The organism is Streptomyces sp. NPDC002588 (assembly GCF_040295925.1).
Lineage (GTDB): Bacteria > Actinomycetota > Actinomycetes > Streptomycetales > Streptomycetaceae > Streptomyces.
Window position 1 is genome coordinate 62,981 of record NZ_JBEOWF010000048.1, and the last position, 23,915, is coordinate 86,895.

The 23,915-nt window shown below is 71.9% G+C and carries 25 protein-coding genes; 9 read left to right on the forward strand and 16 right to left on the reverse strand.

Translation table 11 applies throughout. The features are described 5' to 3' along the window. Positions 1-14: 14 nt before the first annotated feature. On the reverse strand, positions 15-1,751 hold the full coding sequence (locus ABT057_RS39640) for a sensor histidine kinase (RefSeq protein ID WP_502974041.1): 1,737 nt from the start codon (positions 1,749-1,751) through the stop codon (positions 15-17). A 97-nt stretch (positions 1,752-1,848) separates the two neighbouring features. Continuing rightward, positions 1,849-2,547: a response regulator transcription factor gene (locus ABT057_RS39645; protein ID WP_352348776.1), complete on the reverse strand. Its 699-nt coding sequence runs from the start codon at positions 2,545-2,547 to the stop codon at positions 1,849-1,851. Positions 2,548-2,732: 185 nt separating this feature from the next. On the opposite strand from ABT057_RS39645, the gene ABT057_RS39650 reads away from it, so the two are divergent. Genes ABT057_RS39650 through ABT057_RS39665 form a run of 4 tightly spaced genes read left to right on the forward strand, consistent with a single transcriptional unit; the run spans position 2,733 to position 6,481 of the window. Beyond that, positions 2,733-3,251 (forward strand): hypothetical protein, encoded by a 519-nt coding sequence (locus ABT057_RS39650; RefSeq protein ID WP_352348777.1) that lies wholly within the window; start codon positions 2,733-2,735, stop codon positions 3,249-3,251. After that, complete coding sequence (locus ABT057_RS39655; protein WP_352348778.1) at positions 3,238-4,524, forward strand: efflux RND transporter periplasmic adaptor subunit; 1,287 nt, start codon at positions 3,238-3,240, stop codon at positions 4,522-4,524. The genes ABT057_RS39650 and ABT057_RS39655 overlap by 14 nt, the downstream gene beginning before the upstream one ends. Beyond that, positions 4,521-5,225, forward strand: coding sequence for an ABC transporter ATP-binding protein (locus ABT057_RS39660; RefSeq protein WP_352348779.1), 705 nt, complete (start codon positions 4,521-4,523; stop codon positions 5,223-5,225). The genes ABT057_RS39655 and ABT057_RS39660 overlap by 4 nt, the downstream gene beginning before the upstream one ends. Next, positions 5,222-6,481, forward strand: coding sequence for an ABC transporter permease (locus ABT057_RS39665; RefSeq protein WP_352348780.1), 1,260 nt, complete (start codon positions 5,222-5,224; stop codon positions 6,479-6,481). The genes ABT057_RS39660 and ABT057_RS39665 overlap by 4 nt, the downstream gene beginning before the upstream one ends. A gap of 254 nt (positions 6,482-6,735) precedes the next feature. Here ABT057_RS39665 and ABT057_RS39670 read toward each other — a convergent pair whose 3' ends face one another. The 6 genes from ABT057_RS39670 to ABT057_RS39695 all read right to left on the reverse strand — a co-directional run bounded on the left by ABT057_RS39670 (position 6,736) and on the right by ABT057_RS39695 (position 11,466). Continuing rightward, positions 6,736-7,311: a hypothetical protein gene (locus tag ABT057_RS39670; protein ID WP_352348781.1), complete on the reverse strand. Its 576-nt coding sequence runs from the start codon at positions 7,309-7,311 to the stop codon at positions 6,736-6,738. Next, positions 7,308-8,687, reverse strand: coding sequence for a hypothetical protein (locus tag ABT057_RS39675; protein ID WP_352348782.1), 1,380 nt, complete (start codon positions 8,685-8,687; stop codon positions 7,308-7,310). The genes ABT057_RS39670 and ABT057_RS39675 overlap by 4 nt, the downstream gene beginning before the upstream one ends. Next, complete coding sequence (locus tag ABT057_RS39680; RefSeq protein ID WP_352348783.1) at positions 8,684-9,517, reverse strand: ABC transporter ATP-binding protein; 834 nt, start codon at positions 9,515-9,517, stop codon at positions 8,684-8,686. The genes ABT057_RS39675 and ABT057_RS39680 overlap by 4 nt, the downstream gene beginning before the upstream one ends. Continuing rightward, positions 9,514-10,341 carry a zf-HC2 domain-containing protein gene (locus tag ABT057_RS39685; protein WP_352348784.1) on the reverse strand — a complete coding sequence of 276 codons (828 nt, stop codon included), beginning with the start codon at positions 10,339-10,341 and terminating at the stop codon, positions 9,514-9,516. Before ABT057_RS39685 ends, ABT057_RS39680 begins: the two co-directional genes overlap by 4 nt. Beyond that, positions 10,338-10,898 (reverse strand): RNA polymerase sigma factor, encoded by a 561-nt coding sequence (locus ABT057_RS39690; RefSeq protein ID WP_352348785.1) that lies wholly within the window; start codon positions 10,896-10,898, stop codon positions 10,338-10,340. Before ABT057_RS39690 ends, ABT057_RS39685 begins: the two co-directional genes overlap by 4 nt. Before the next feature lie 85 nt (positions 10,899-10,983). Next, entirely contained in the window at positions 10,984-11,466 is a 483-nt protein-coding gene (locus ABT057_RS39695) for an Asp23/Gls24 family envelope stress response protein (RefSeq protein WP_352348786.1), read from the reverse strand. Positions 11,467-11,849: 383 nt separating this feature from the next. Between ABT057_RS39695 and ABT057_RS39700 the strand changes: the two genes are divergently transcribed. Beyond that, positions 11,850-12,248, forward strand: coding sequence for a DUF5994 family protein (locus ABT057_RS39700; RefSeq protein ID WP_352348787.1), 399 nt, complete (start codon positions 11,850-11,852; stop codon positions 12,246-12,248). Positions 12,249-12,290: 42 nt separating this feature from the next. Here the strand turns inward: ABT057_RS39700 and ABT057_RS39705 are convergent, their stop codons facing one another. From ABT057_RS39705 to ABT057_RS39715, 3 genes are read right to left on the reverse strand one after another with little or no spacing between them, the layout of a single operon-like run. Then, positions 12,291-13,649, reverse strand: coding sequence for an MFS transporter (locus ABT057_RS39705; RefSeq protein ID WP_352348788.1), 1,359 nt, complete (start codon positions 13,647-13,649; stop codon positions 12,291-12,293). A 47-nt stretch (positions 13,650-13,696) separates the two neighbouring features. Further along, entirely contained in the window at positions 13,697-14,617 is a 921-nt protein-coding gene (locus tag ABT057_RS39710; protein WP_352348789.1) for an amidohydrolase family protein, read from the reverse strand. 5 nt (positions 14,618-14,622) lie between these two features. Next, entirely contained in the window at positions 14,623-15,648 is a 1,026-nt protein-coding gene (locus tag ABT057_RS39715) for an amidohydrolase family protein (protein WP_352348790.1), read from the reverse strand. Between the two features lie 166 nt (positions 15,649-15,814). Between ABT057_RS39715 and ABT057_RS39720 the strand changes: the two genes are divergently transcribed. The 3 genes from ABT057_RS39720 to ABT057_RS39730 are packed head-to-tail and all read left to right on the forward strand — an operon-like array spanning position 15,815 to position 18,936. After that, positions 15,815-16,492: a response regulator transcription factor gene (locus tag ABT057_RS39720; protein WP_352348791.1), complete on the forward strand. Its 678-nt coding sequence runs from the start codon at positions 15,815-15,817 to the stop codon at positions 16,490-16,492. Positions 16,493-16,501: 9 nt separating this feature from the next. Further along, positions 16,502-17,932, forward strand: coding sequence for a sensor histidine kinase (locus ABT057_RS39725; RefSeq protein ID WP_352348792.1), 1,431 nt, complete (start codon positions 16,502-16,504; stop codon positions 17,930-17,932). Continuing rightward, positions 17,929-18,936, forward strand: a complete 1,008-nt coding sequence (locus tag ABT057_RS39730; RefSeq protein ID WP_352348793.1) for a TAXI family TRAP transporter solute-binding subunit — start codon at positions 17,929-17,931, stop codon at positions 18,934-18,936. Before ABT057_RS39725 ends, ABT057_RS39730 begins: the two co-directional genes overlap by 4 nt. Here ABT057_RS39730 and ABT057_RS39735 read toward each other — a convergent pair. The 5 genes from ABT057_RS39735 to ABT057_RS39755 all read right to left on the reverse strand — a co-directional run bounded on the left by ABT057_RS39735 (position 18,922) and on the right by ABT057_RS39755 (position 22,719). Further along, positions 18,922-20,289 (reverse strand): HupE/UreJ family protein, encoded by a 1,368-nt coding sequence (locus ABT057_RS39735; RefSeq protein WP_352348794.1) that lies wholly within the window; start codon positions 20,287-20,289, stop codon positions 18,922-18,924. The two genes, ABT057_RS39730 and ABT057_RS39735, sit on opposite strands and share 15 nt — an antisense overlap. Next, positions 20,286-21,287, reverse strand: coding sequence for a DUF3500 domain-containing protein (locus ABT057_RS39740; protein WP_352348795.1), 1,002 nt, complete (start codon positions 21,285-21,287; stop codon positions 20,286-20,288). Before ABT057_RS39740 ends, ABT057_RS39735 begins: the two co-directional genes overlap by 4 nt. 394 nt (positions 21,288-21,681) lie before the next feature. Continuing rightward, complete coding sequence (locus ABT057_RS39745) at positions 21,682-21,849, reverse strand: hypothetical protein (RefSeq protein ID WP_352348796.1); 168 nt, start codon at positions 21,847-21,849, stop codon at positions 21,682-21,684. 103 nt (positions 21,850-21,952) lie between these two features. Continuing rightward, positions 21,953-22,141, reverse strand: coding sequence for a hypothetical protein (locus ABT057_RS39750; protein ID WP_352348797.1), 189 nt, complete (start codon positions 22,139-22,141; stop codon positions 21,953-21,955). A gap of 110 nt (positions 22,142-22,251) precedes the next feature. After that, the gene (locus tag ABT057_RS39755; RefSeq protein ID WP_352348798.1) at positions 22,252-22,719 is read right to left on the reverse strand and encodes a DUF5990 family protein; all 468 of its coding nucleotides are present in this window, start codon (positions 22,717-22,719) and stop codon (positions 22,252-22,254) included. Between the two features lie 197 nt (positions 22,720-22,916). On the opposite strand from ABT057_RS39755, the gene ABT057_RS39760 reads away from it, so the two are divergent. Then, positions 22,917-23,777, forward strand: a complete 861-nt coding sequence (locus ABT057_RS39760; protein WP_352348799.1) for a fructosamine kinase family protein — start codon at positions 22,917-22,919, stop codon at positions 23,775-23,777. Positions 23,778-23,915 lie beyond the last annotated feature (138 nt).

Sequence of the window (23,915 nt, forward strand, 5' to 3'; positions counted from 1 at the left end):
CCCGCCCGCCGAAGTCACAGGGGCAGGCTGAGGGTGAAGACCGTTCCGATGTCCGGGGTGCTGATCACCGAGACCGTCCCGCCGTGGGCCTCGGTGAGCTGGCGGACTATGGCCAGGCCCAGGCCGCTGCCGCCGGTCTGGCGACTGCGGGACTTGTCGGCGCGCCAGAAGCGGTCGAAGACGCGGGGCAGGTCGTCGGCGGCGATACCGGTGCCGGTGTCGGCGACCTCGATCACCACCCGGTCGCCGGTGCGGCGGCAGCGCAGCGCGACGAAGCCCCCGGGAGGGGTGTGCCGGATGGCGTTGGACAGCAGGTTGCCGACGGTCTGGCGCAGGCGCACGGGGTCCGCGGTGAGGACGGGGGCGCCCTCGACGTGAGTGGTGAGCGTGACACCGGCGGCGTCGGCCCGGCTGCGGTGGGCGGCCGCCACATGGTCGAGGAGTTCCCGCAGCTGCAGGAGTTCGGGGTGCAGCCACAGCCGGCCCGCGTCGGCCTGCGCCAGCTGCTGGAGGTCGTCGACGATGTGCTGGAGCAGCATGGCCTCCTCCAGCAGGGAGGCGATGAAGGCGTCGTCGGAGGCGGCCAGGCCGTCCTGGGCCGCTTCGAGCCAGCTGCGGATCGTGCTGAGCGGGGTGCGCAGTTCATGGGCGACGTCGCTGACCATGGCCTTGCGCTGGCCCTCCATGCGCTCGCGGCGCTCCGACAGGTCGTTGAAGGCGGCGGCCAGGTGACCGATCTCGTCGTTGGTGGTCACCGGTACCCGCAGATGCTGCTGTGTCGGGCGGCGGGCGGCGTCGGTCAGTGCCCGCAGGGGCCTGACCAGCCGGGTGCCGACGGTGACGGTGACGGCCACGGTGAGGACGAGTACGAGGGCGGCGACACCGGCGACCCGGACCCCGTTGGCCGGCGAGAGATCGAAGCCGGGGGCGGCCGATCCGGCCGGGGCGGTGACGAACAGCAGCGCGGGCGGAGCGACGTACGGGGCGAGCTGCTCGCGGCGGGCGGTGTCGATGCACAGCTGTGCGTCCTCGCCGCTCCTTCCGATGGGGGTGAAGCTGAGCCCGACCGTCACGGGGGCCAGGTTCTGGCGTTTCATACAGTCGCCGACCAGGACGTTGAGCCGGTCGAGCGCCTGTTTCTCGGTGCGGGTGGGGGTGTCGAGCGCGTACAGGTCGCACTCCTGGGTGACTTTCTGCTGGAACTCGTTGTCGCCGGTGATGACGATGAAGGGCCTGCCGCTCGGCGCTCGGGTCACTCCGCTGCGACCGATGCCACGCACGCAGGACTGCAGCACCTGCACGCGGTCCTCCAGTTCCTTGCGCTCGGCCTTCGGCAGGCGGTACGGGCCGACCGCTCGCGGGTCGATGCCGTCCGTGTTGACGCCGGGCAGCAGCGCCGGGTCGGCCCGCAGGGGGTCGACAAGCGCCGAGGCTCTGGTGGGAAGGGCGGTGGCGGAGCCGGACGCGGCGATGGGCCGACGCTCCTGGGTGGTCAGGGTGATGTGGCGTCCGGTCCGCTCGGCCAGCCGGCGCAGGGTCGGCGTCACTCCGGACCAGTCGGTGTGGCCGGCGGCGTAGCCGATGAGCGTGTCGTAGATCTGGGCGTCGTTGGCGAGGACCTGTCCCTGCTCGTGCTGGATGGCGCTCGTGGCGGTGCGCGCGGCGAGCCAGGCGGTGGCCGCGACCGAGCACACGGCGATCGTGATCGACGCCGCCAGCAGCCGGACCAGCAGACTGCGGCGCAGCGGCAGCCTGCCCCTGCCCCGGGTTCCGGATGGTGTGGCTTCCGATCCTGTGGTCTCGGTTCCTGTGGCGGGTTCGTTTTCTGCCGCGGCCCGGGCCGCCGTCTCAGCGCCCACGGCTGCCGTCGGTGAGGCGGTAGCCGACTCCGAACACCGTCTGCAGATAGACCGGCCGCCGGGGAACGGGTTCGATCTTCTTGCGGAGGTTCAGGACGTGTACGTCGATGGTGCGTTCGGTGATGTAACGGTCGTCCCCCCGCGTCCGGGCCAGTAACTGGCGCCGGGTGAAGACCCGTTCCGGTTCGGCCGCCATCGTCGCGAGGACGTCGAACTCACCCGGCGTGCAGGCCACTTGCCGGCCCTCGATCTCGACGACGCGGCGGACGGGGTCCAGGGCGAGGGCACCGACCCGCAGCACCGGGTCGTCCGGCGCGGCGGCTGCCCGGGTCCGCCGCAGCAGGGTGCGGACCCGGGCCATCAGCTCGCGCGGGCTGTAGGGCTTGGTCAGATAGTCGTCGGCGCCGAGGTCCAGGCCGAGCAGCAAATCCTCCTCGGTGCTGCGGGCGGTCAGCATCAGCACCGGCAGGTCGCTCTCGCGCCGCAGGATGCGGCACACGTCCAGACCGTCGACGAGAGGCATCATCACATCGAGGACCAGCAGGTCGGGCCGGTGGCGGCGCACTTCGTCCAGCGCCGCGCGCCCGTCATGGACGACCAGGGCGGTGTGGCCCTCACGCTCCAGATAGCGGCGGATCACCTCGGCCTGTTTGATGTCGTCCTCGGCCACGAGGACACGGGCGTTCATGAGCGTCACTTTAGGGGCGGCCGGATGGGGCCAGACGGATTTCTGACTGCGCCCTGACAGGATCGTCATAACTTCGGGCCATGGTCTGGGCCATGTCGAACCTCTTCCATCGAACGCCGTCGGACCATCGCGGCGGGCCCTCCCCCCGCCCGCGGCCAGGGCGCAGTCGTACGACCCGAGCCGCGGTGCTCGCCTCCCTCGGCGCGACCGCGCTGATCGTCCTCACCGCATGCGGGGGCGGTGGCGAGGGCGGCGACGCGGACAAGGGCGGCAAGGGCGAGGTCGCCTCGATCAGCAGCCCGGCGGCGGGCGGTTCGGCACAGCCGAGCGCCGATCCCGACGCGGGCCGTCCGCAGATCCGGCTGGACAGCACCCAGGACGACATCAACCGCATGATGGACGCCTGGCTCGCCTGCCTGAAGGAGAACGGGGCGGAGAAGACCTACAAGACATCCCCGAACTCCCCCGGAGTGAAGGCCTGCCAGGGGAAGAAGCCGGTCGATCCGCCGGAGCTGGACCCGGCCAAGAACCCGGACTACGGCGACGACGTACGCATCATGGTGAAGTGCATGAACGAGCACGGCATCAAGTCCGTGGTCACGGACGGCGGCTGGGGCCTGGATGACGGAGCCAGCCTGAGCGCTCCCGGCTACGACGAAACCATGACCGCCTGTCAGGTGAAGGCGTTCGGTGGAGACAAGTAACGACACCGGGGCCGCCCGTCCGCCCGGCCGACGGCGGATGGTCATCGGGGCGGTGGCACTGGCGGTCGTCATGGCGAGCGCGTTGACCGTGACCGCGTGGCAGAACCGCGACGGGAAGCCGGACAAGGCGGCCGGCGGCGCCGCCCGAGTCGCGACCGCCGTCGTGACCAGAACCGATCTGTCCAACGCCCAGACCCTGGACGGGACCCTCGGCTACGGCCGGACCATCACGGTGAAGGGCGACAAGGCAGGCCGGATCACCTGGCTGCCGGCCGAGGGGACCACGGTGCGCAGGGGCGAGCCGCTGTACCGGGTGGACAACGTTCCGGTGCCTGTCTTCTACGGCAGCACGCCGCTGTACCGGACGCTGAACGCCAAGGGCACCACCGGCCCGGACGTGAAGGTGGTGGCCGACAACCTCAGGAAACTCGACTACGACATCGGCACACAGCCCGCGGTGGGCACGTGGATCCCTCAGCAGCCGGTCACGCCCGACGAGGCGGACACCGGACAGACGGCCGGGGACGTGGAGCAGAAGACGGCGGGCTCGGCCACGGCCGGTACCCCGCCCGAGGCCACCGGGACCGGGCAGCCCGCCTCGCCTGACGCCGCCTCCTCCACCCCGGCTCCCGTCCAAGTCAAGCGCGGCGACGGGGTCCTGACCGACAGCCTCGTCTCCGCGATCAAGCGCTGGCAGACCGAGGTCGGCATGCCCGCCACCGGCGTTCTGGGCGTCGGCGACCTCTCCGTACTGTCCGGTGCCGTGCGGGTCGACGGCCTGCAGGCCCAGCTCGCCGACGCGGCCGACGGGACCCTGATGACGGTCACTTCCACCGTCAAGTCGGTGACCGTACCGGTGGAACCGACCGACGCGGGCTCGATCAAGAGGGGCGACACGGTGACGGTGAACCTGCCCGACAACTCCACGGCCCAGGGCACCATCACCGTCATCAGCACCACCGTCAAGGGCGCGGAAGCCGCCGACGGCGGCTCCGATCAACCCAAGTTGAACGTCAGCGTCTCACTGCCCGACACCGCGGCGGTACGCAAGCTGAACTCCGCCCCCGTACAGGTGCAGTTCACCTCGGAGACCCGCAAAGACGTGCTCGCCGTGCCCGTCGGCGCACTGACGGCGCTGCGCGAGGGCGGCTACGCGGTCCAGTTGCCCGGCGGCCGTCTGGTGGCGGTGAAGACCGGGATGTTCTCCAAGGGCGTGGTGGAGATCAGCGGCAGTGGCATCAACGAGGGAACCAAGGTGGTGACGACCTCATGAACGCGCACCCGGTCCTGGCGGTGCGCGGCGCGAGCATGGTGTACCCCGGCGGGGTCACGGCCCTCGACGACGTCTCGCTCTGCGTCGACCAGGGCGAACTGCTCGGCATCGTCGGCCCGTCCGGGTCCGGCAAGTCCACCCTGCTGAACATCATGGGCACCCTGGACCGGCCGACCAGCGGCACGGTGGAGATCGGCGGCCAGGACGTCGCGGAACTCTCCGACCGCAGGTTGTCGGCGCTGCGGGGCCGCCAACTCGGCTTCGTGTTTCAGCAGTTCCACCTCACCGACGGGCTGACCGCCGCCGAGAACGTCGCCACCGGTCTGCTGTACGCCGGGGTGCCGCGCGGCAAGCGCCGCCCGCTGGCCCTGGAGGCGCTGGACCGGGTGGGGCTCGCCCGCCGTGCCCGGCATCTGCCGCACCAGCTCTCCGGCGGTGAGCGGCAGCGGGTGGCCATCGCCCGCGCGCTCGTCAACCGGCCCGTCCTGGTGCTCGCGGACGAGCCCACGGGCGCACTGGACACCGCCAACGGCAGCGCCGTACTGGATCTGCTGACCACACTGAACCGGGAGGGGACCACCATCGCGGTCATCACCCACGACCGGGACATCGCGGCCCGGCTGCCCCGCCGGGTGGAGATCCGCGACGGCCGCCTCCGCTCCGACACCCACGCCCCCGCCCGTACGGAAAGCCGGTCATGACCATCACATCGACGCGGCCCGCCGCCGGCCGTCCCGCGGACGGGGACGCCGACGGTGTCGCCGACAGCAGGCCGGTACGGCTGGCACCGCTGGACATTCTGGGCCTGGGGCTGCTGGGCATCCGGACCCGCAAGCTGCGGGCGGCCCTGTCCGCCCTCGGCATCTCGATCGGCATCGCCACCCTGATCGTCGTCACCGGGATCCCGGCGTCCAGCCAGAAGGCCCTGATGACCAGGCTCTCCGCGCTGGGCACCAACATGCTCCAGGCCATGCCCGCCAACCAGGACCCACCGGTACTGCTGCCGCCGGAATCGGTGGACATGGCCGGCCGGATCGGGCCGGTCACGGTGGCCAGCGCGGTCGCCAACACCCATGCCGAGGTCTTCCGCAACGACCGCGTCAGCGCCGGCGACTACCAGGGCCTGACCGTCCTGGCGAGCAAGCTCAATCTGCTCCGGGCGATCAACGCCAAGGTGGGCTCGGGCCGGTTCCTCAGCACGGACACGGACAAGTTCCCCACCGCCGTCCTCGGCTCGGTGGCCGCCTCCCGCCTCGGCATCGCGAAGATCACCGCCGGGCAGCCCGCCCCGCAGATCTACGTCAACCGCCGCTGGTTCACGGTCATCGGCATCCTCGAGAAGACCCCGCTGTCTCCGGACATCGACCGCTCGGTCCTGGTCGGCTGGGACGCCGCGCGCAGCCTGCTGAAGTTCGACGGCCACCCCACCGTGATCTACCTCAAGGCCAGAGAGTCGGAGATCGAGGCCGTACGCGACGTGCTGCCCGCGACCATCAACCCCGAACTGCCCGGCGTGGTCCTGGTCAGCCGCCCGTCCGACGCACTGGCCGCCAAACGGGCCACCGAGACCACCTTCTCCGCACTCTTCCTGGGACTCGCCGGGGTCGCCCTCCTCGTCGGCGGCATCGGAGTGGCCAACACCATGGTCATCTCCGTCCTCGAACGCCGCCGGGAGATCGGACTGCGCCGCGCCCTGGGGGCCAACCGGGGCCAGATACGCGCCCAGTTCCTCACCGAATCCGTTGTCCTGTCGGGGCTCGGCGGTCTGGCCGGCACCGTACTCGGCGCCCTGGCGACCGTCGGCTACGCCACCCAACAGGACTGGCCGCCGGTCATCCCCCTCACCTCGGTGACCGCAGGCTTCGGCGGCGCGATCCTGATCGGCATGCTCGCCGGCGTCTACCCCTCCCTCCGAGCAGCCCGCCTGACCCCCACCGAAGCCCTCGCGACGACCTAGTGCCGCGGCAGGCAACGTTCGCCCCGTCGCGACGCCCGGCACGCTCCCCCACTCTCGACTTCGCTCGAGCGGGAGGGGCCCCCACCGCCGCACCGGGCACAAGCCCAAGTACATCCAGTACGAGGGCTTGCACCCGGCACGCCGAGAACACGCGCCGGACGCCGCTCCTTTACGGGCAAACGTTGCCTGCCGCGGCACTAGTGCTGTCCTGCACGGACGCGGCCGCCAGGCCCTGCTCATGGCGGCCGCGTCGGCTACAGTCTCGGTCCCGCGAAGGCGTAGGCCGCGGTGCCGCCGACCGTGAGGAGCAGGGCCGTCCAGGTGCCCGCCGGCGTGCCGGGCGGCAGCAGCATCCAGGTCGACACCTGCGCCGGCACACCTGTGGGGGGCGGGGCGAAGACCGAGTACGACAGCCAGGCCACCGGCACCGTCCACGCGTACTGCGCCCCGCACACCGCCGCCCCCATGGCGACGAGCCCCGCCAGCCCCGCGCTGTCCCGGACGACGAACGCGGTGGTGGCCAGGTCCCCGCCCAGCGTCTGCACGGCCGACAGCACCGCACCGACGACCGCCCCGATCAGCAGCACATGCGCCGCCCTGCGCGGCACCCAGCGGACGGCGGCCGTCCGGTCCAGGGCGAGGTCCTGCCCGCCGAGTCCGATCGAGGCCGCCGTCACCCCCGCGGCGAGGACGAGCACGGCCATCCGCGGAGCAACGGACCCGTCCGTCCCGTGTCCCGCGAGTGCCGACACCGCCACCGCGCTGATCACCACCACGGCGAACGACGCGGGCACCTGCCGCGAGCGCGCGTACAGCGTCAGCCATCTCATCGGGACGCACCGCCCGCCAGCGTCTCGAGCGGGTCACCCTTGCAGGAGACCGCGGCGGCGTGCGCCGCCCTGATCCGCGCGACCTGTTCGGTGCGCGGCAGCGCCTCGAGCTTCTTCCACACCGGACCTGCCTCGGCCGTCTGGTCCTGCGGGGAGTGGAAGGTGCCGCCGAGCGGTCTCAGGTCACCGAGGACCCAGCCCGCCGCGATGCTCTGCGCGCTGATCTCCCCGAGCGTGCCGCTCTCGTTGTCGCTGCGGGCGAAGCACGTCGGCGCCATGCCCTGGGCGATCAGGGCCCGGGTCAGCTCCTCGCCCTTCACGCTGCCGATCATCCCGTCGCGGAAGTCGACGAGCACGGCCGTGCGGGACCGTTCCGGTGTGTCGCCGATGGCCCGCAGGGCGGTGCTCTCCCGGATGGAGACCGGCGCCTGGTCGCCCAGGGCCTCGTGCAGCAGGCGCAGCGCCTTCTTGCCGGGACCCGCCAGTCCGGCGAGTCGTGTCTGGTGCACCTTCGTCACACACACCGGGCCGTCGCACACCTGCGCCGCGGCGGCCTCGTCGACGACGAAGGTCCGGCGGGGGTCGGAGGGGAGGACGAGCAGCGCGATCGCCGCGCCCGCCAGGATCGGCGTCAGGGCGAGCAGCCGGGTGCGCGGGGTGACGGCGGTCAGCAGCGCGAAACCCGTCGCGGCCACGCCGAGCAGCCACACCGTCTGACCGAGGTGCACGGAGGCGGAGAGCGTGAGGAGCACCTCGCGCACCTGTGCGCCCGCCGGCGACAGCAGCGCGAGCCGGTTCGGCACCGTGGCCGTCGGCACCGCCCAGTCCGCCGACTGCTGGAGGAGGTTGGTGAACACGAAGGCGGCCACGGCCAGCGCGGGCGGGGTGAGCACGGACGGCAGGGCCCGCCCGACGCCCATGCCCAGGACGCCCCCCGCGACGAGGGCGAGTGCCGCCACCAGCGAGATCGGCAGCCATCCGAGGTGCGTGTAGTCGGTGCGGCCGAGCACCTGGGCCGAGCCCAGGAGGACGACGAGCACGAAGGCCGCGGCGAGCGTGGCCGCCGTCGGGCCGGCCAGCGCGGCCGCGCGGTGCCGGGCGGGCCGCGGCGTGCTCGTCAGCAGCTCGGACATCTTCGAGCGGTGGTCGCGCAGCCCCTGCAGGGCCCCGAGCCCCATGACGAGCGGCCACAGAAGGATCAGCGGGAAGCGGGTCCACAGGGCCATGGTCGTCCACTGGGTCGTCCACAGCGCGGTGCCCTTCCACCACGGTCCGCTCAGCAGGTACAGGAACGCCGGCCCGGCGGCGAGGACCATGACGCCGGCCCACGGGGCGATGGAGCGCCTCAGCTCGATGCGCAGGACACGGACGTTCACCAGGTGCCCCTCGTCTGCTCGGGGGTGCGGAGCAACGCCGAGTAGCCGCGCTCCAGCGGGCTGTCCCCCACGTCCTCCGGGCCGCCGGCCGCGGCCAGTTCGTCCGGGGTGCCCTGGAAGACCAGCCGGCCCTCGGCGAAGAGCACCACGTCGGTGCAGGCGGCGGCGACGTCCTCGACCAGGTGGGTCGAGACGACCACGCAGGTGTCCGTGCCCAACTCCTGCAGCAGCTCGCGGAAGCGCAGCCGCTGCGCCGGGTCCAGGCCGACCGTCGGTTCGTCGAGCAGCAGGATCGACGGGTCGTTGACGATGGCCTGGGCGATGCCCACCCGTCGCACCATGCCGCCCGACAGTGTCTTCATCCGCGCATCGGCGCGGTCGGCCAGACCCACCCGCTCGACGGCGCGCTGCACCGCCGCCGGTATGTCCGCCTTGGGCACCTCCTTCAGCCACGCCATGTACTCGACGAACTCGCGCACGGTGAAGCGCTTGTAGTAGCCGAACTCCTGCGGCAGATAGCCGATCCGGCGGCGCAGCGCACGGTGCTCGCCCATGCCGCCCGCGGACTCGCCGAGCAGTGTCAGGGCGCCCTCGGTGGGGCGCAGCACGGTGGCCAGCGCGCGGATGAGGGTGGTCTTGCCCGCTCCGTTGGGTCCGAGGAGGCCGTGCACACCGGTGCCCAGCGACAGGTCGAGCCCGTCGACCGCCATCCGTTTCCTGCCGACCCTGACCTTCAGCCCCGTCGCCTGGATCTCCCAGGCGTAGGCCGTAGGCGCTATGTCGGCCGCGCTCACCGCGGGCATCATGTGTTGGTCCTTTCCGATGGTCATCGATGGGCTCCCAGCACGGAGTACGCGCCCTTGCGGGCGATCACGACACCGATGCCGAGGGTGAGGATCAGCCCCCACACGGGCAGGCCGCCCGTCTGCAGGGCGAAGGTCGCACGGCTCGCGGCCACGGACGGCGCCACGACCATGACGGCCCACACCGCCACCAGCGCGATGGCGGCGCGAGTCACGCCGACGACACCGCCGAGCGCCAGGGTCGTCGAGGTGAAGGCCAGACAGGGCAGCAGCCACTGCGCGGCCGTCACCCCCGACACCCCCGTCACCCAGCCGGCCGCGAGCAGCGCGGGGACGACCACGGCGAGCACGGACACCGTGCGCTTCAGCACCAGGCGGAGCCCGGCCCCGGGCACCGACGCCGTCAGCTCCCACGCCGGGTCGAGGCCCTGCGACCACGACGCGGCGACGCCGAGCACGGGCAGCACCGGGGCGAGCAGCAGCACCAGCGACACATCGCCGGTGCCGGCGCCCACCACGTCGAGCAGCACCGCGAGCAGTGTCACGATCACGACCATGGCCAGCCACGGCACCATCGTGGGCGTCAGCCAGCTCGACAGCCGCGCCGACCGGTGCCGTCGGCGCGGCACCGGGGCGGTGTCGGCCAGCCGGGGTTCGAGGCCGGCCCACACGGTGCCGACCAGCGCCGCCACGTCCGGAGCCTGCGCCGCGACGGCGGCCGACAGCCGGTCACGGCACATCCGGCACGCCTCCAGATGGGCCTCCACGGCCCACACCTCGTCGGCGGCGAGGCCCGTGCCGCCGCGCGCGTAACCGTCGATGATCCGCATCGACGCGTGCTCCACGCTCATGTCAGCGCCTTCCGCATCGCGATCCGGGCCCGGCGGGCACGGGTCTTCACCGTTCCCTCGGGCAGCCCGAGCAGGACGGCGGTCTCCCGGACGGACAGCCCGTCGAGCACCATGGCCTGCAGTACCTGTCTGAGTTCCGGTGCCAGGCGCCGCAGCGCGTCACCGACGTCGCCGCCGACGGTCGCCGCGAGCGCCTCCTCCTCGGCGGCCGGCGCCGCGTCGGCGAGAGCGGCGGCGGGCGGCGGCTCGGCATGGTGGGCCCGGCGCCGGAAGGCGTCGACGAGACGGCGCGCCGCGATCGTCCACAGCCATCCGACGGCCGTCCCGCCCACCGAGGCGCCCGCGAACGCGCCCGCCGCGCGCCACACCGCCAGATACGTCTCCTGCATGACTTCGGCGACGATCTGCTCGTCGGCACAGCGACGGCGCAGCCGCACCGCCATCCACGGCGCGGTGCGCCGGTACAGCTCCTCGAACGCCGCGCGGTCACCCTTGGCCACCAGCTGGACGAGACGTGCCTCGTCCAGCTCGCCCGGTGCCTTCCTGACTGATCTCACACCGGCTAGACGCCCGGCCGGGACCGCCGGTTTTCCTTTTGGTGTGACCCCCGTCACATGCGGGAGCGGTTCATGCCGCGGCCGTTCACCTCACGCGGTCCTCCTCCGGTTCGGGCTCCTCCTCGTCGGGAAGATGGACGTCGTCGACGGCGATGTTCACCTCGACGGCCTCCAGGCCCGTCATCCGCTCCACGGAGCCGATCACGTTGTCACGCACGTCACCGGTGACCTCGACGATGGAGACGCCGTACTCGACGACGACGTCCAGGTCGACGGCGGCCTGGCGCTCGCCGACCTCGACCTTCACGCCGCGGGTGACGCCGTCGCCGGAGCCGGGGACCCGCTCCCGCACGGCGCCGAAGGCGCGGGCCATGCCTCCGCCGAGATTGTGGATGCCCGGGATCTCGCGGGCGGCCATTCCCGCGATCTTGGCCACCACACCGTCGGCGATGCTGGTCTTCCCCCGTGTCGGAGCCGGAGCCCCGGCCCCCGTACGGCCCTTCAGTGTGCTCGTGTCCGCATCCGGCCGGCTTGTCGAACCGATGCCGGTGGTGGTGGTGTCCGTCATGGCGACCGCCTCAGCGCTTGTCCGATGTGCAGTGCGGACCCCGAGTACCCGCCCCGCACGAGACGCGAAACGGCATCGGCATGATCGAACGCCCGATTTATCCACTCTCGGCCCCGTGACCAGCACCGGGGCCTGCCGGCGTCGGTCAGCAGCGCGTTTCGGGTCGTGGGCGGGGTAGCGTGGGCACATCGGGAGTTCTCCGTGCACCGCTGCTTCGCGGGTGCCGTTCCCGGTGACCGACAACGCCGGGCGGTCGTGGACGCGCCCGGAGGCAGGTTCGCGCCATGACCGTGACCTTCGACCCTACGACGTCACGCGGGCGTGCCCCCTCGCCGGGCGGAAGCCGGCAACCGACGGCCGACAGCCGACAGCCAGGAGCAGACATGACCACCGCACTGCAGCCCCCGCCGCCCTCCGTTCCCGTCCTCCGTCTGAGCCTGGCCCCCCACGGCACCATGCCCCGGCCGATCGACGGCGCGTGGTGGCCCCGCTCCTACGATCTGCTGGCCGAACTCCCGCGTCTCCTGGCCGGGTTGCCGCCGGACTGGGGCCACATCACCAGCGTCACCGTCAACGGATCGACGTGGTCCTCGACGCCCGGCCGGATGCTCGTCTGCAACCAGGTCGTACGACTGCGCAGAACCGCTGCGGTGTCCGCGCCGCACACGGTCGTCCTGCTCGCTCCCGGCCAGGGACGCTGGGATCTGCTGGTCGTTCCCCCGGACACAACCGAGCAGGCCGCGAGGCCGCTCATGGCGGCCGCGGCGGACGGCTGCGCCTGACATCGACGGGCCGGTCCGCCTCGGGGGACGGCCGGGCCTGCCTCAGGCAGGGACGCTCATACGCTGCCGCTCCGCCTCGGCGAGGCGTGCCGAGCGCGTCCGGGTGCCGAAGACGGCCAGGGTGATCGCGCCGATCATCCAGGTGCCGGCGATGAAGCAGAACACGCTCTGATAGCCGTGGCCGTTGTACAGCGCCGCGACGATCAGCGGGCCGGCGGCGTTCGACAGCCGGCCCAGGCCGTAGGAGACGCTCGTTCCCAGCGAGCGGCTCCGGGTGTCGAAGAGCTCGGGTGAGTAGGCGTAGGCGAGGGCGGTGTAGCCCCGCTCGAAGAGGTTCACCAGGAAACCGAACACGATGATGAGGGCCGGGTCGAAGGTGAGCCCGTACAGCAGGCCGCAGATCGCGATCACCGTGCCGAAGGCGACCAGGCACCACTTGCGCTCGAACCGGTCGGTGACCAGGGACGCCAGATAGCAGCCGAGGGGTGCGCCGACCGTGGTCAGGGCCACGTAGAAGACGGACTTCTCGACGCTGAAGCCCTCCTTGGCCAGCAGGGTGGGTGCCCAGCTGGAGTAGCCGAAGAAGCCGATGGTCTGCGTCGTCCACAGCACGGTGAGCAGCACCGTCGGGAGCAGGTACTTCCTCTGCAGGAGCAGGCGGAGCGGGGCCCTGGTCGACGGCGTCGCGTCGACCGGGGGCGCGGGCTCGGGGAGGGGGCCCTTCTCCGCGGCGACGCTCGCCTCGATCTCCCTCAGGACCGCGTCCGCCGTGGCGTGCTCTCCCCTGCTCTCGAGCCAGCGGGGCGATTCCTTGAGGTGCCGGGTGAACAGGACGAGCAGGATGCCCAGGGAGCCCCAGAGGTAGACCAGCCGCCACGACCAGTCGCTCAGCGGCACGACCGCGCTGGCGATGAGGTTGGTGACCGGCGTGCCGCAGATGCCGATGACGATGGCGTACGCCTGGTACTTGCCGCGGATCGCCGACGGATACATCTCGTTGACGTAGACGACCCCCACGACGGTCATCGCCGACAGCCCCGCCGAGGTCAGGACGCGGAACACACCCAGCGACACGAGGTCCCAGGAGAACACCGCCGCGAACGAGGAGACGCCGAAGGACAGCGTCGTCCACAGCAGGGCCCGCTTGCGGCCCCATCGGTCGGCGACGGACCCGGCGACGACGGCCCCGAGGAACATGCCGACGAACGAGAGCGAGGTGACGTAGGCGATCTGGTCGACCGTCACGCCCCACAGTCTGATCAGTTTCGGCGCGGTGGTGGCGAAGCTGTTGATGTCCGCGAACTCGAAGAAGTAGGCGAAGGCGACGGCGAGCAGGGTGACTTTGTGGAACCGGGAGACGGGAAGCCTCTCCAGCCGGTTCAGCGCGTTGGCGTGTTGCATGAGCGGCCCTTGTCGAAGTCGGTGGGCGGGTCGGGGAGTCGGGGTTGTCAGACGTCTTCGCCGGGCCAGTACAGGCCCATCGGGTTGGCGACGAGGAGCTTGTGCCGTTGCTCGTCGGTGACCGCGACCTGCGGCAGATGGTCGACGAGGAGGCCGTCGTCGGGCATGTGGTCGGTGAGGTTGGGGTGGGGCCAGTCGGTGCCCCACAGCACCCGGTCGGGGAACTCCTCGACGACGCGGCGCCCGAAGGGGACGACGTCGGTGTAGGCGTGCCGCTCGCCGTTCAGGGCGGCGGGTCCGGTCACGCTGAGGCGCTCGGGACAGGTCACCTTCACCCAGACGTCGCCCGACTCGACGAAGCGCAGGAACCGGGTGAACTGCGGGCCGTCCACCGGCCGGGTCACGTCCGGGCGTCCCATGTGGTCCACCACCAGCGGGGTGGGCAACGACCTGAAGAAGCCCTCCAGTTCGGGCAGGTCGACGCTCTCGAAGTAGAGGACGATGTGCCAGCCCAGCGGGGCGATCTTCTTCGCGATCGTCTGCAGGTCGTCCTCGGGTGAGGTGTCGACCAGACGCCGTACGAAGTTGAAGCGCACTCCGCGCACGCCCGCCGCGTCGAGTTCGAGCAACTCGGCCTCGCCGATGTCCGGGCGGACGGTCGCGATGCCGCGTGCCCGGCCGCCCGCCGCCCGGACGGCGTCGACCATGGCGCTGTTGTCCGCGCCGTGGCAGGTGGCCTGCACGATGACGTTGCGGGCGACGCCCAGGTGGTCGCGGAGCGCGAAGAGGTCGTCCTTGCCGCCGTCGCAGGGCGTGTACTTCCGCTCCGGTGCGAACGGGAACTCGGCCTGCGGGCCGAAGACATGGCAGTGGGCGTCGACGGTTCCCGGCGGCAGCCGGAACGCCGGCTCGGACGGGTTCCGGTACCAGTCCAGCCAGCCGGGGGTCCTGGGGGAGAGAGTGCTCATGTCCTTCACCGGCCCTGGCTCTTCAGCAGGGCGTCCAGGCGGGGATACACCGCCCGGGCGTTGTGCTCCTGCACCGCCGCCAGGTCGTCCGCGGGCAGTTCGGCCGCCTCGGCGTAGCGGCGGGTGTCGTCGAAGTGGTGGCCGGTGCACGGGTCGACGTCGCGGACGGCGCCGATCATCTCCGAGGCGAAGAGGATGTTGCGGGCCGGGACGACGTCGTAGAGGAGGTCCGAGCCGGGCTGGTGGTAGACGCAGGTGTCGAAGTAGACGTTGCCCAGGACGTGTTCCTCCAGGGGCGGTTTGCCCAGCGCCATGGCGAGGCCCCGGAAACGCCCCCAGTGGTAGGGAACGGCCCCGCCGCCGTGGGGGATCACGAAGCGCAGGGTCGGGAAGTCGGCGAACAGATCGCCCTGGACCAGCTGCATGAACGCCGTGGTGTCGGCGTTGAGGTAGTGCGCGCCGGTGGTGTGGAAGGCGGGGTTGACGCTCGTGCTGACGTGGATCATCGCCGGGACGTCGTACTCGGCCATCTTCTCGTAGAGGGGGTACCACGAGCGGTCGGTCAGCGGCGGGGCCGTCCAGTGGCCGCCCGAGGGGTCGGGGTTGAGGTTGAGTGCGACGGCGCCGTACTCCTCCACGCAGCGGGTGAGTTCCGGTATGCAGGTGGCGGGGTCCACGCCGGGGGACTGCGGAAGCATCGCGGCGGGCACGAAACGCTCCGGATACAACCGGCTGACGCGGAAGCAGAGTTCGTTGCAGACGGCCGCCCAGGCGGCGGAGGTCTCGAAGCCCCCGATGTGGTGCGCCATGAACGACGCGCGGGGCGAGAAGACCGTCACGTCGATGCCGCGCTCGTCCATCAGCCGCAACTGGTTCGGCTCGACGGTCTCGCGCAGTTCGTCGTCGCCGATGCGCAGGTCCGTGCGGGCGGGGGCGGCTGACGGCTCGGTGAGAGAGGCGACCTGCCGGTTGCGCCATGCCTCCAGGGCCGGCGGGGCGGTCGTGTAGTGACCGTGACAGTCGATGATCATTACGGCGTCCTTCTCGGGCTGCTGGGTGCCGTGCAGCCTGGCCCCGCCGCACGGGGCGGGGGAGTGACCCGAACACAGAACTAACCTCCCCTTAACACTCAGGCGGGCGTCCGGCCGGCGTGGTCTACATTCGGCTGCGGGGAGTGGCTGAAAGGAGGTGGCCGAGGTGCGGATACTGCTTGCCGAGGACGACGACGGCGTGGCCGCGGCGCTCGTGGAGACCCTGTACGACCACGGTCACGTCACCAGACGGGTCCGGTACGGCAGGGATGTGCTGACCTACCACCGCAGCTCCGACCTGCTGCTTCTCGATCTGGGACTGCCCGACACCGACGGCCTGGACGTACTGCGCTTCCTGCGGACGGTGAGCGACATGTCGGTGGTGGTCCTCACCGCGCGCGGCGACGAGCGCTCGGTCGTGCGCGGACTGCGGCTCGGGGCCGACGACTACCTCGTCAAGCCCGTACGCCTCGCCGAGCTGCTCGCCCGGATCGACGCCGTCACCCGGCGGACCGCGGCCAAGGGGGCCCCCGCCGTGCGGAAGGTCCGTGCCGGCGACGTCGAGGTGGACCTCGACGCCCGCGGGGTCCGGGTCGGCGGGGCGGAGGTCGAGCTGACCACCAAGGAGTTCGACGTCCTCGCCGTGCTGGCCGCACGGGCGGGCACGGCGGTCAGCCGTGAGCAGCTGCTGGACGAGGTGTGGGGCGACGCCTACCACTCGGTGTCCCGTTCCCTGGACGTCCACCTCACACAGCTGCGCGCCAAACTGGGTCGCCCCGAGCTGCTCACGACGATCCGCGGCTTCGGCTACCGTTTCGGGGCCCTCGAGGACCCCGGGCACTGAGGGACCGCCGTGCGCACCCGGGTCCAGGCCGCACTTCTGCTGTTCGTCGTGATCGCGGTGGCCGCGTTCGCCGTACCGCTGCTGCTCTTCACCGCGTCCGACCGCACCCAGCAGCTGGTCCTCGCCCGCAGCGCGGACCTCGACCGTTTCGCGTCCCTCATGGACCAGGCCGCGCAGACCGGCGACACCTCGGCCGTCGTCGCCGAGGCGCGGCGCTACACACAGCTGTACGGGGAACCACTCGTCGTCACCGACACGCGCCGCGAGCCCGTCGTCCAGACCGGCGGCATGCGGGCGGCCGACCCCGCCGTCGCCCGGCTGCTCGACGAGGCGCTCCGCAACCAGACCGCGCACCCGGCGGGCTCGCTGCGTCCCTGGTCACGGGGGTACCGGATGTTCGCCGAGCCCGCGGGCACCGGGACCCGGGTCTCCGGGGCCGTCGTCCTGCGGGCCTCGGTGGGGACCGCGGCGCAGGACGTCGCCCGGCGCTGGGCCGCCGTCCTGGCAGGCACCGCCCTGGTCGCCGCCGCCTGCACGATCCTCGCCCGGGCCGCGACCCGCTGGGTGGTCAGCCCGCTGCGCCGCCTCGACCGCGCCGTCGGTCAGCTCGCCGCGGGACTCCCGCCCGAACAGACCCGGGCCGGCGGCCCGCCGGAACTGCGTCAGCTCGCGATCGGCTTCAACCGCATGGCGGCCACGGTCACGGCGGCCCTGGAGCAGCAACGTCGGCTCGTCGCCGACACCTCGCACCAGATGCGCAACCCGATGGCGGCGCTGCGGCTGCGCGTCGACGCCCTGGGCACCCACCTGCCCGTGTCCGCCCGGCGCACCTACACCGGCGTCACCACCGAACTCGACCGTCTGGAGACCCTCCTCGACGACATGCTGGCCCTCGCCGCCGCGGAGCACCGGGCCGGGGAGCTGACCGTGACCGACGGCTCGGACGCCCACTGCGACGCCGCGGCGGTCGCGGCGGCCCAGTACCGGCTGTGGGAGTCGGTCGCCCGCCGCGCCGGCGCCCGCCTCACCTTCCAGGCCCCGCCGCGCCCGGTCCCGGCCGCCTGCGCGGACCGCGAACTCGCCCAGATCATGGACATCCTGCTGGACAACGCCATCAAGTTCGCGGGCGGGGGTGCCGAGATCTCGCTGCGCTGCACCGTCGAAGGTCCGCTCGCGGTCCTCACGGTGACGGACGACGGCCCGGGCCTGGACACGGAGGAACTCGCCCTGGCCACCACGAGATTCTGGCGCTCGGGCCGGCAGCGACAGGACGGGACGGCGGGTACGGGCCTGGGGCTGGCCATCGCCGAACAACTGCTGGCGGGGCGGGGAGGCGGACTGGGGCTGGAGCCGGCGCGACCGCGAGGGCTGCGGGTCAGGGCGGTCGTGCCGCGCGCCATGACCGCCGCGGCCGGCGTCCGCGAAGGCGGTGCGCGGTGAACCGCCTCGCCGGCGCCCGCCCCGTCGAACGCCGCACCGTTCTCCACGCCGCCCTCGGCACGGCGGCCGTCGCCGTCCTCGGCGGCGCGCTCACGGGCGACGCCTCCCGGCAGCGCCCCGAGCCGAGCGGTGTCCTGCGCTTCGCGACCGGTGAGCCCACGGCGTTCTACGAGGCTTTCGGCCGCCTCCTCGCCGCGGAACTCACGGCGGTGCACCCCCGTCTGAGCTGCCGTGTCCGCACCACCGCGGGCAGCGTCACCAACATCGAACAGCTCCGCGACCGCCGCGCCGACCTCGCGCTCGTCCTCACCGACACCGCGCGGGCGGCCCAGGGCACCGACCTCTTCCCGCACCCGGTGCCCCTGCGCGCGATCGGCAGGGTGTACGAGACGTACCTCCAGTTCGTCGTCCGCGCCGACTCGCCCGTGCGCGCCGTGTCCGACCTGGCCGGTCACACCGTCTCGCTCGGTGCGGAAGGATCGGGCGCGGCCGTACTCGGCGAACGGATCCTGCACGCCGCGGGTCTTTCCCCGGGCACCGACGTCCCCGTACGCCATCTGCCGCTGGCCGACGCGGCCGACGCCATGCGGGCGGGCTCGGTCGACGCCCTGCTCGTCGCGGGCGGCGTACCGCTGCCGGTGCTGTCCGGTCTCGACGACCGGTTCGGTCTGCGGTTCCTGCCGCTGGCCGGCCTGTTGTCCCGGCTCGGCGGCCGGGGCGGGCTGGCCGGCTCCGGCCTGGAGGAAGTGTCCTTGCCGCAGGGCGCGTACCGGGCGGCGGGCGGTGTCGAAACCATCGGCGTCTCCAACCTGCTGGTGTGCCGCCCCGACCTGCCCCGCGGTGTGGCCGAAGCGCTCACCCGTCTGCTGGTCCTGCACGCGACCGCCCTGGTCCCTCGCAACGCCGTCGGCACCCAGTTCCTGGACGTCCGCAGTCTCATCGGCACGGGTGCCGTCGCCCTGCACCCCGGGGCGGTCGCGGCGTACCGCTCACTGCACGGCTGAGCCCCGGGCGGCCGCGAGATCGCGGTGACGGAGGCCGGGGACGGACCAGCCGGCCGCCGCGAGGGCCGCGAGGGCCGCGGCGACGAGGAACGGATGGGCGACGAGCGCGTCGGAGACGTGGTTGAGCGGGTTGTCCGGGAGCAGGGTGGTGCGTTCGGCGAGCCACGCCGCGGCCAGCACGATGCCGATCGCGGCGACGGTGAGTTGGGCCGCCGGGTAGATCCGGGTCCGGCTGAGGACCAGCAGCGACGGCATGAGCAGGGCGACGACCATGAGCTGGGTCAGTTCGATGCCGAGGTTGAAGCCGAGAAGGGTGGTGACCAGGGATCCGTGGCCGAGGTCGAGGCCGCCCAGCAGTGCGGCGAAGGCGAGGCCGTGCATGAGTCCGAATCCGGCGGCGATCCACGCCTCGCCGCCGGGGACCAGGGGCCGGAGGGCGTGGATGCCGGAGACCAGGATGGACAGGGCGATCAGGCTCTCCACCACGCGCGTGGGAGCGCTGATGTAGCCGAGGGCGGCCAGGGCGAGGGTGATGGAGTGCCCGACGGCGAAGGCGGTGACCACGTGCACGACGCGCAGGCAGTTGCGGCGCAGGTCGTCGGCGCGGACCCAACGGCCGCGGCGGGCCAGGAGCGGTGCGGGGAGCAGCAGCATGACGAGGAACAGCAGATGGTCGGCGCCTTCGGCGATGTGCCGGACGCCCAGATGGACGGCGGCGGCGAAACCGTGCCCGGTGGAGGCACCGGCGGCCGGTACCGCGATGGTGTGCTGCTGCCAGTCGAGCACGCCCGCGGTCGTGTAGCCGGCGGAGCCGTCGGGGCGCAGCGAGACGAGGATCTGGTGGGACAGCAGGTGGTGCACGATCCCGTCGTAGGTGAGCCGGAAGTCGTGGACCGTGCCGGTCGGCGGCCTCAGGACCAGGCTGAAGACCAGGTGGTCGACACCGTCGATGTTCTCGACGCGACCGCCGCCGACGGTGGTGGTCCACCGGGTACCGTCGGCGTCGGCCGCGGAGGTGTGGCCGAGCACGTAGCGGCGCAGTTCTCCGAGCTCGGCCGGCTGGACGACGGTCTTCGCGGTGAGGGGCTCGTCGAGGGCGATGGCGAGCCGGTCGATGGGCAGTTCCACCTTGCCGGTCACCTGGTCCGGTGCCACGTCGAGCAGGATCGCGGTGGTGCTGAGGGGGTGGGCGTCCGCGCGCGTCGGTGCCGTGATCGTGAGGACGGCCGTCAGGGCCGCGAGACACGCGAGCAGTGTTCCGGCGCGGGCCGCCCACCTGCCGAGCGGGCCGCGCCGGGAGTGCCGGCTTGTGCGGGGCGCCGCCCGGGGAGGCGTGATGGTGTGCACGGTCACTTCGGCTTGCTGCTGCCGTAGTCGTCGGTCTTGTCCCGGTACACCGAGTGGTAGTGGATGTCGGGTGTGCTCTGGCTGCGGGTGTTGATGAACTCGATCCACACGCTGGGGCCGTCGATGCGGATGTAGCTGTTCTCGTCGGTCGGGCCGGCGTTGTTGGACCAGCCGATGCGGGTCGTGTCCAGCTCGGACTCGTACTTCGCCATCAGCTTGTCCGCGGCCGTGCTGCTCAGGTCACCGACATACGTCCTGATCGCCGCGACGACCAGTTTCTTCTGGGCGGCGGTCAGCTCCGACACCGACAGCCCCTCGGCGGCGGGGAACACCCCCGAGTCCTTGCCGGGGCCCATGACCAGGTCGTCGAACGTCCCGGAGGTGATCTCCGCGGCCTTCTTCTGCTCGGCGTCGAGCCCCGCCAGCATGCCGAACACGGCCGTCGACTCGGCCTTGACCGGCTCGACGGTGGTGCCGCCGGACGTGAACGACGTCGGCTCGGAGCCGACGAACTGCGGGGTCTGGCTGACCTTGTCGCCGTTGTAGGTGAGATTGCGGGCCAGGTGGTGCCCGCCGAACTGGACCATGAACGGCTGCGTCGTCGACGGTGTCCCGTACACGGCGAAGTAGTAGTCCTTCAGGCTGCCGAAACCGTCCGCGCCCTGGCCCCCGAGGCGGTTCAGCTCGTTGTCGGCCTTCCGGATGTCGGCGTCCTCCTGGGCCCCTTCGGGGCTCAGCGCCACCTGGAGCACCGCGTCGGCGGCCTTCTGCTGCGCGGCGGTGAGGTCGGACATCTCGATGCCCTCGCGGGGCACGGTGGTCGCGGGGAAGTTCGACCAGGTCTGCCGCGCCTTGTTGTCCGAGAAGTCGTACTCGACCTTGTCCCGCTGGGTGTCGTCCAGGGTGGCCAGGAACGTCTTCACCGCCTTGACGACCGCCGCGGTGTCGGCGCCGCCCGGGCTTGCCCCGTCGGTGTTGAGATCGACCTCCGTGACCTGCTGCATACCCATCCCCCCTGGGCCCCCCTGGCTGTTGCCCTGCTGCGCAGAGGGGCTCGACGAGGATGTCGTGGAATCACCTGAACCGCAGCCGCTGACGACGAGAGCCGCCGACAGAACAGCGCCGGTTGTGAGAGCGAGGTTCTTGCGCATGGTCGGAGAAATCTCCTCGGGTCGCAGAGAGGGGAGAGAGAAGGAAAAGGGGGAGAGGGGAAGGCGTATTCCGGCTTCCTTGTCTACCACGCCGTAATCGGGATCCGAGCTCTCAAGCTCCTCTGAATTCCCTGTGATACGGCCCCTGAGCGGGAGAATATTGATCCCGTCCCCGGTGTTTAAGACCGGGTGGTCGATTCCATCGGCCCCTTGCGAAGATGCGCAGCGTGCAATCTAAGGTTGCGGATTATTCGAGTTCGTTGCTCTTCGACGGGGCGAAGAGCAGGGCCATGCCGCGCAGCAGGGGCATGGCGGTGGCGGTGGTGTCGGCCCTGTGCCGGGACGGGGCGGCGGTGGCGGACGTGGGCCGGCCGGTGCGGGACCGCTTGGTCGTGGTGGTGACGGTGTGCGGCATGGGAGACGCTCCTGAGGTCGTGGGTTCGGGTGTGTTCCAAGGACGTTCGAGAGGCTTCGAGGGGTCCGGGAGCGGGGCGGGTGAGGTGTGTCCCGCCCCGGGGTCAGGCGTGCCGGCCCCGGCTCCGGCTCCGGAGGAGGCCGCTGCCCGCGCCGAGGGCGACGACGCCCATGCCGGCGCTGGTGAGGAGGCCCTGGGTGCCGTCGACGGCGAAGGGGGCGACCGCGGCGACGGCGAGGTTGAACAGGAACAGGAACCACAGGACGGGACGGGAGGAGAGGAGCGCCTTCATGGGATCTGCCTTTCGGGAGGACTTGCTTGCTTGAGTTAGGCAACCATATAGAGCTTGCTTAAGTCAAGCAATTTGGTTCTCCGTCCACCGGGCCTCCGGTCGGCGGCGGCCTAGAAGGCGTCCTCGGCGGTCCAGGTGATGTGCGGGGGCTCGACGCGTGCGCACAGGGGGCCGCCGTGCGCGTCGGTCAGGCCGAGGCGTCCGACCAGCAGGCCGTGGTGCGCGGCGGCGGCCAGTACCTCGACGGGGACGGCGTCGAGCATGAGCTTGGCGCGGCGGAACATGGTGAAGACGCCCGCGTCGTCGACCGTGCCCCAGGACAGGTAGACGAACCGGCGGCCCAGACGGTCCTGCACATACGGGCCTGTCACTTCGATGCCGTCGGGTGCGGCGGTCGCGGTGCACTGAAGGGTCCAGGTCGCGGACACGGCGTCGCCGGGCTGTGGTTCGAGGAGTTCGGCCGGACGGTCGCGACGCTGCACGGCGACATGGATGTTGGCGTACTCGGGGACGCTCCCGTCGGCGCGGGCCGGGCAGGTGCGCCCGGGCAGCTCGACGGCGTCGATACGGATGTGCATACCGGCCATCATCCGCCCCTGGCCGGCGCGGCGGACGGCCGAAATGGCTCCGGCGGCGGGTACGGCGACCCGGACCCGGCGCGGAGCAGGAGCGATCCTGATGCCGATCGGCTGGAACCCGCACTCCCGGACAGGATGATGTACGTGATGTCTCCTTCCGCCCGCCCCCTGTGGGACGCGTCGTCGGGGCCGGCCCGGTGACCGCGCCGACCGAGCTCTGGAAGAGCCTGCCCAGTGCGGTCGTCCCGCGCGTGACCGACGCCGAGCCGCTCTCCGGCGGCGCCGTGAACGATGTCTGGCGGCTGACCCTCGACGACGGGACGGCGTACGTCCTCAAGGGGTCCCTCGACGCGCCGGGCGACCTGTTCCCGCTGGAGGCGGCGGGCCTCGGGGCGCTCCGGGAGCGGGCGGGCATCCGGACTCCCCGGGTGTTCGAGGTGAGCACGCACCACGTCCTCATGGAGGCGCTGCGGCCACGGCCCGACACCGGCGAGTTCTGGGAGGCGGCCGGCCGCACCCTCGCCATGGTGCACTCCGTGCGCGGCGACCGGTTCGGCTGGGACACCGACGGACGGCTGGGCCTGCTTCCCCAGGAGAACGGCCCCACCGCCGACGGCCACGAGTTCTTCGCCGAGCGCAGGATCCGCCGCTACCTCCGTGAGCCCAAGGTCCGCCAGGCCCTCGACGCGGCCGACCTGGCGGGCCTGGAGCGGATCTGCGAGCGTCTTCCGCGGCTCGTCCCGGCGGCCCCGAGCGTGCTCAACCACGGAGACCTCTGGCGCGGCAACATCGTGGCGGACCCGGCCGGCGAGCCCGTGTTCATCGACCCGGCGGTGTGCTGGATGTGGGCCGAGTCCGACCTCAGCATGATCTACTGCTGCGACCCTCCGCCGGACCGCTTCTTCCGCGCGTACCAGGAGATCTGCCCCCTGGCCGACGGCTGGCGGGACCGTATGCCGCTGCTGCACCTGCGTGAACACCTCAGTGTGCTGGCCCACTTCGGGACGTACGGCGACACCGTGGCGCGGGTCCGGCACGTCGTCCACGGCTTCTCCTGAACCCGGCCGGAGCCCGCCGTGCCTTCCCGTGGTGCGGCGGCGCGCCTAGGGCCCTTCTGATGGATCTCCGCGGCGTCGCGACGCCCGGCACGCACTCTCGCCGCACCGGACAAAAGCCCTAGTAGCTCCGCTACGAGG

What these genes read in the sequence shown, in the direction of transcription:
- ABT057_RS39645 (WP_352348776.1), bottom strand. Translation starts at nt 2,547, where the DNA reads ATGAACGCCCGTGTCCTCGTGGCCGAGGACGACATCAAACAGGCCGAG.
- ABT057_RS39660 (WP_352348779.1), top strand. Translation starts at nt 4,521, where the DNA reads ATGAACGCGCACCCGGTCCTGGCGGTGCGCGGCGCGAGCATGGTGTAC.
- ABT057_RS39665 (WP_352348780.1), top strand. Translation starts at nt 5,222, where the DNA reads ATGACCATCACATCGACGCGGCCCGCCGCCGGCCGTCCCGCGGACGGG.
- ABT057_RS39670 (WP_352348781.1), bottom strand. Translation starts at nt 7,311, where the DNA reads ATGAGATGGCTGACGCTGTACGCGCGCTCGCGGCAGGTGCCCGCGTCG.
- ABT057_RS39680 (WP_352348783.1), bottom strand. Translation starts at nt 9,517, where the DNA reads ATGACCATCGGAAAGGACCAACACATGATGCCCGCGGTGAGCGCGGCC.
- ABT057_RS39685 (WP_352348784.1), bottom strand. Translation starts at nt 10,341, where the DNA reads ATGAGCGTGGAGCACGCGTCGATGCGGATCATCGACGGTTACGCGCGC.
- ABT057_RS39695 (WP_352348786.1), bottom strand. Translation starts at nt 11,466, where the DNA reads ATGACGGACACCACCACCACCGGCATCGGTTCGACAAGCCGGCCGGAT.
- ABT057_RS39700 (WP_352348787.1), top strand. Translation starts at nt 11,850, where the DNA reads ATGACCACCGCACTGCAGCCCCCGCCGCCCTCCGTTCCCGTCCTCCGT.
- ABT057_RS39705 (WP_352348788.1), bottom strand. Translation starts at nt 13,649, where the DNA reads ATGCAACACGCCAACGCGCTGAACCGGCTGGAGAGGCTTCCCGTCTCC.
- ABT057_RS39710 (WP_352348789.1), bottom strand. Translation starts at nt 14,617, where the DNA reads ATGAGCACTCTCTCCCCCAGGACCCCCGGCTGGCTGGACTGGTACCGG.
- ABT057_RS39715 (WP_352348790.1), bottom strand. Translation starts at nt 15,648, where the DNA reads ATGATCATCGACTGTCACGGTCACTACACGACCGCCCCGCCGGCCCTG.
- ABT057_RS39740 (WP_352348795.1), bottom strand. Translation starts at nt 21,287, where the DNA reads ATGCAGCAGGTCACGGAGGTCGATCTCAACACCGACGGGGCAAGCCCG.
- ABT057_RS39745 (WP_352348796.1), bottom strand. Translation starts at nt 21,849, where the DNA reads ATGCCGCACACCGTCACCACCACGACCAAGCGGTCCCGCACCGGCCGG.
- ABT057_RS39750 (WP_352348797.1), bottom strand. Translation starts at nt 22,141, where the DNA reads ATGAAGGCGCTCCTCTCCTCCCGTCCCGTCCTGTGGTTCCTGTTCCTG.
- ABT057_RS39755 (WP_352348798.1), bottom strand. Translation starts at nt 22,719, where the DNA reads ATGCACATCCGTATCGACGCCGTCGAGCTGCCCGGGCGCACCTGCCCG.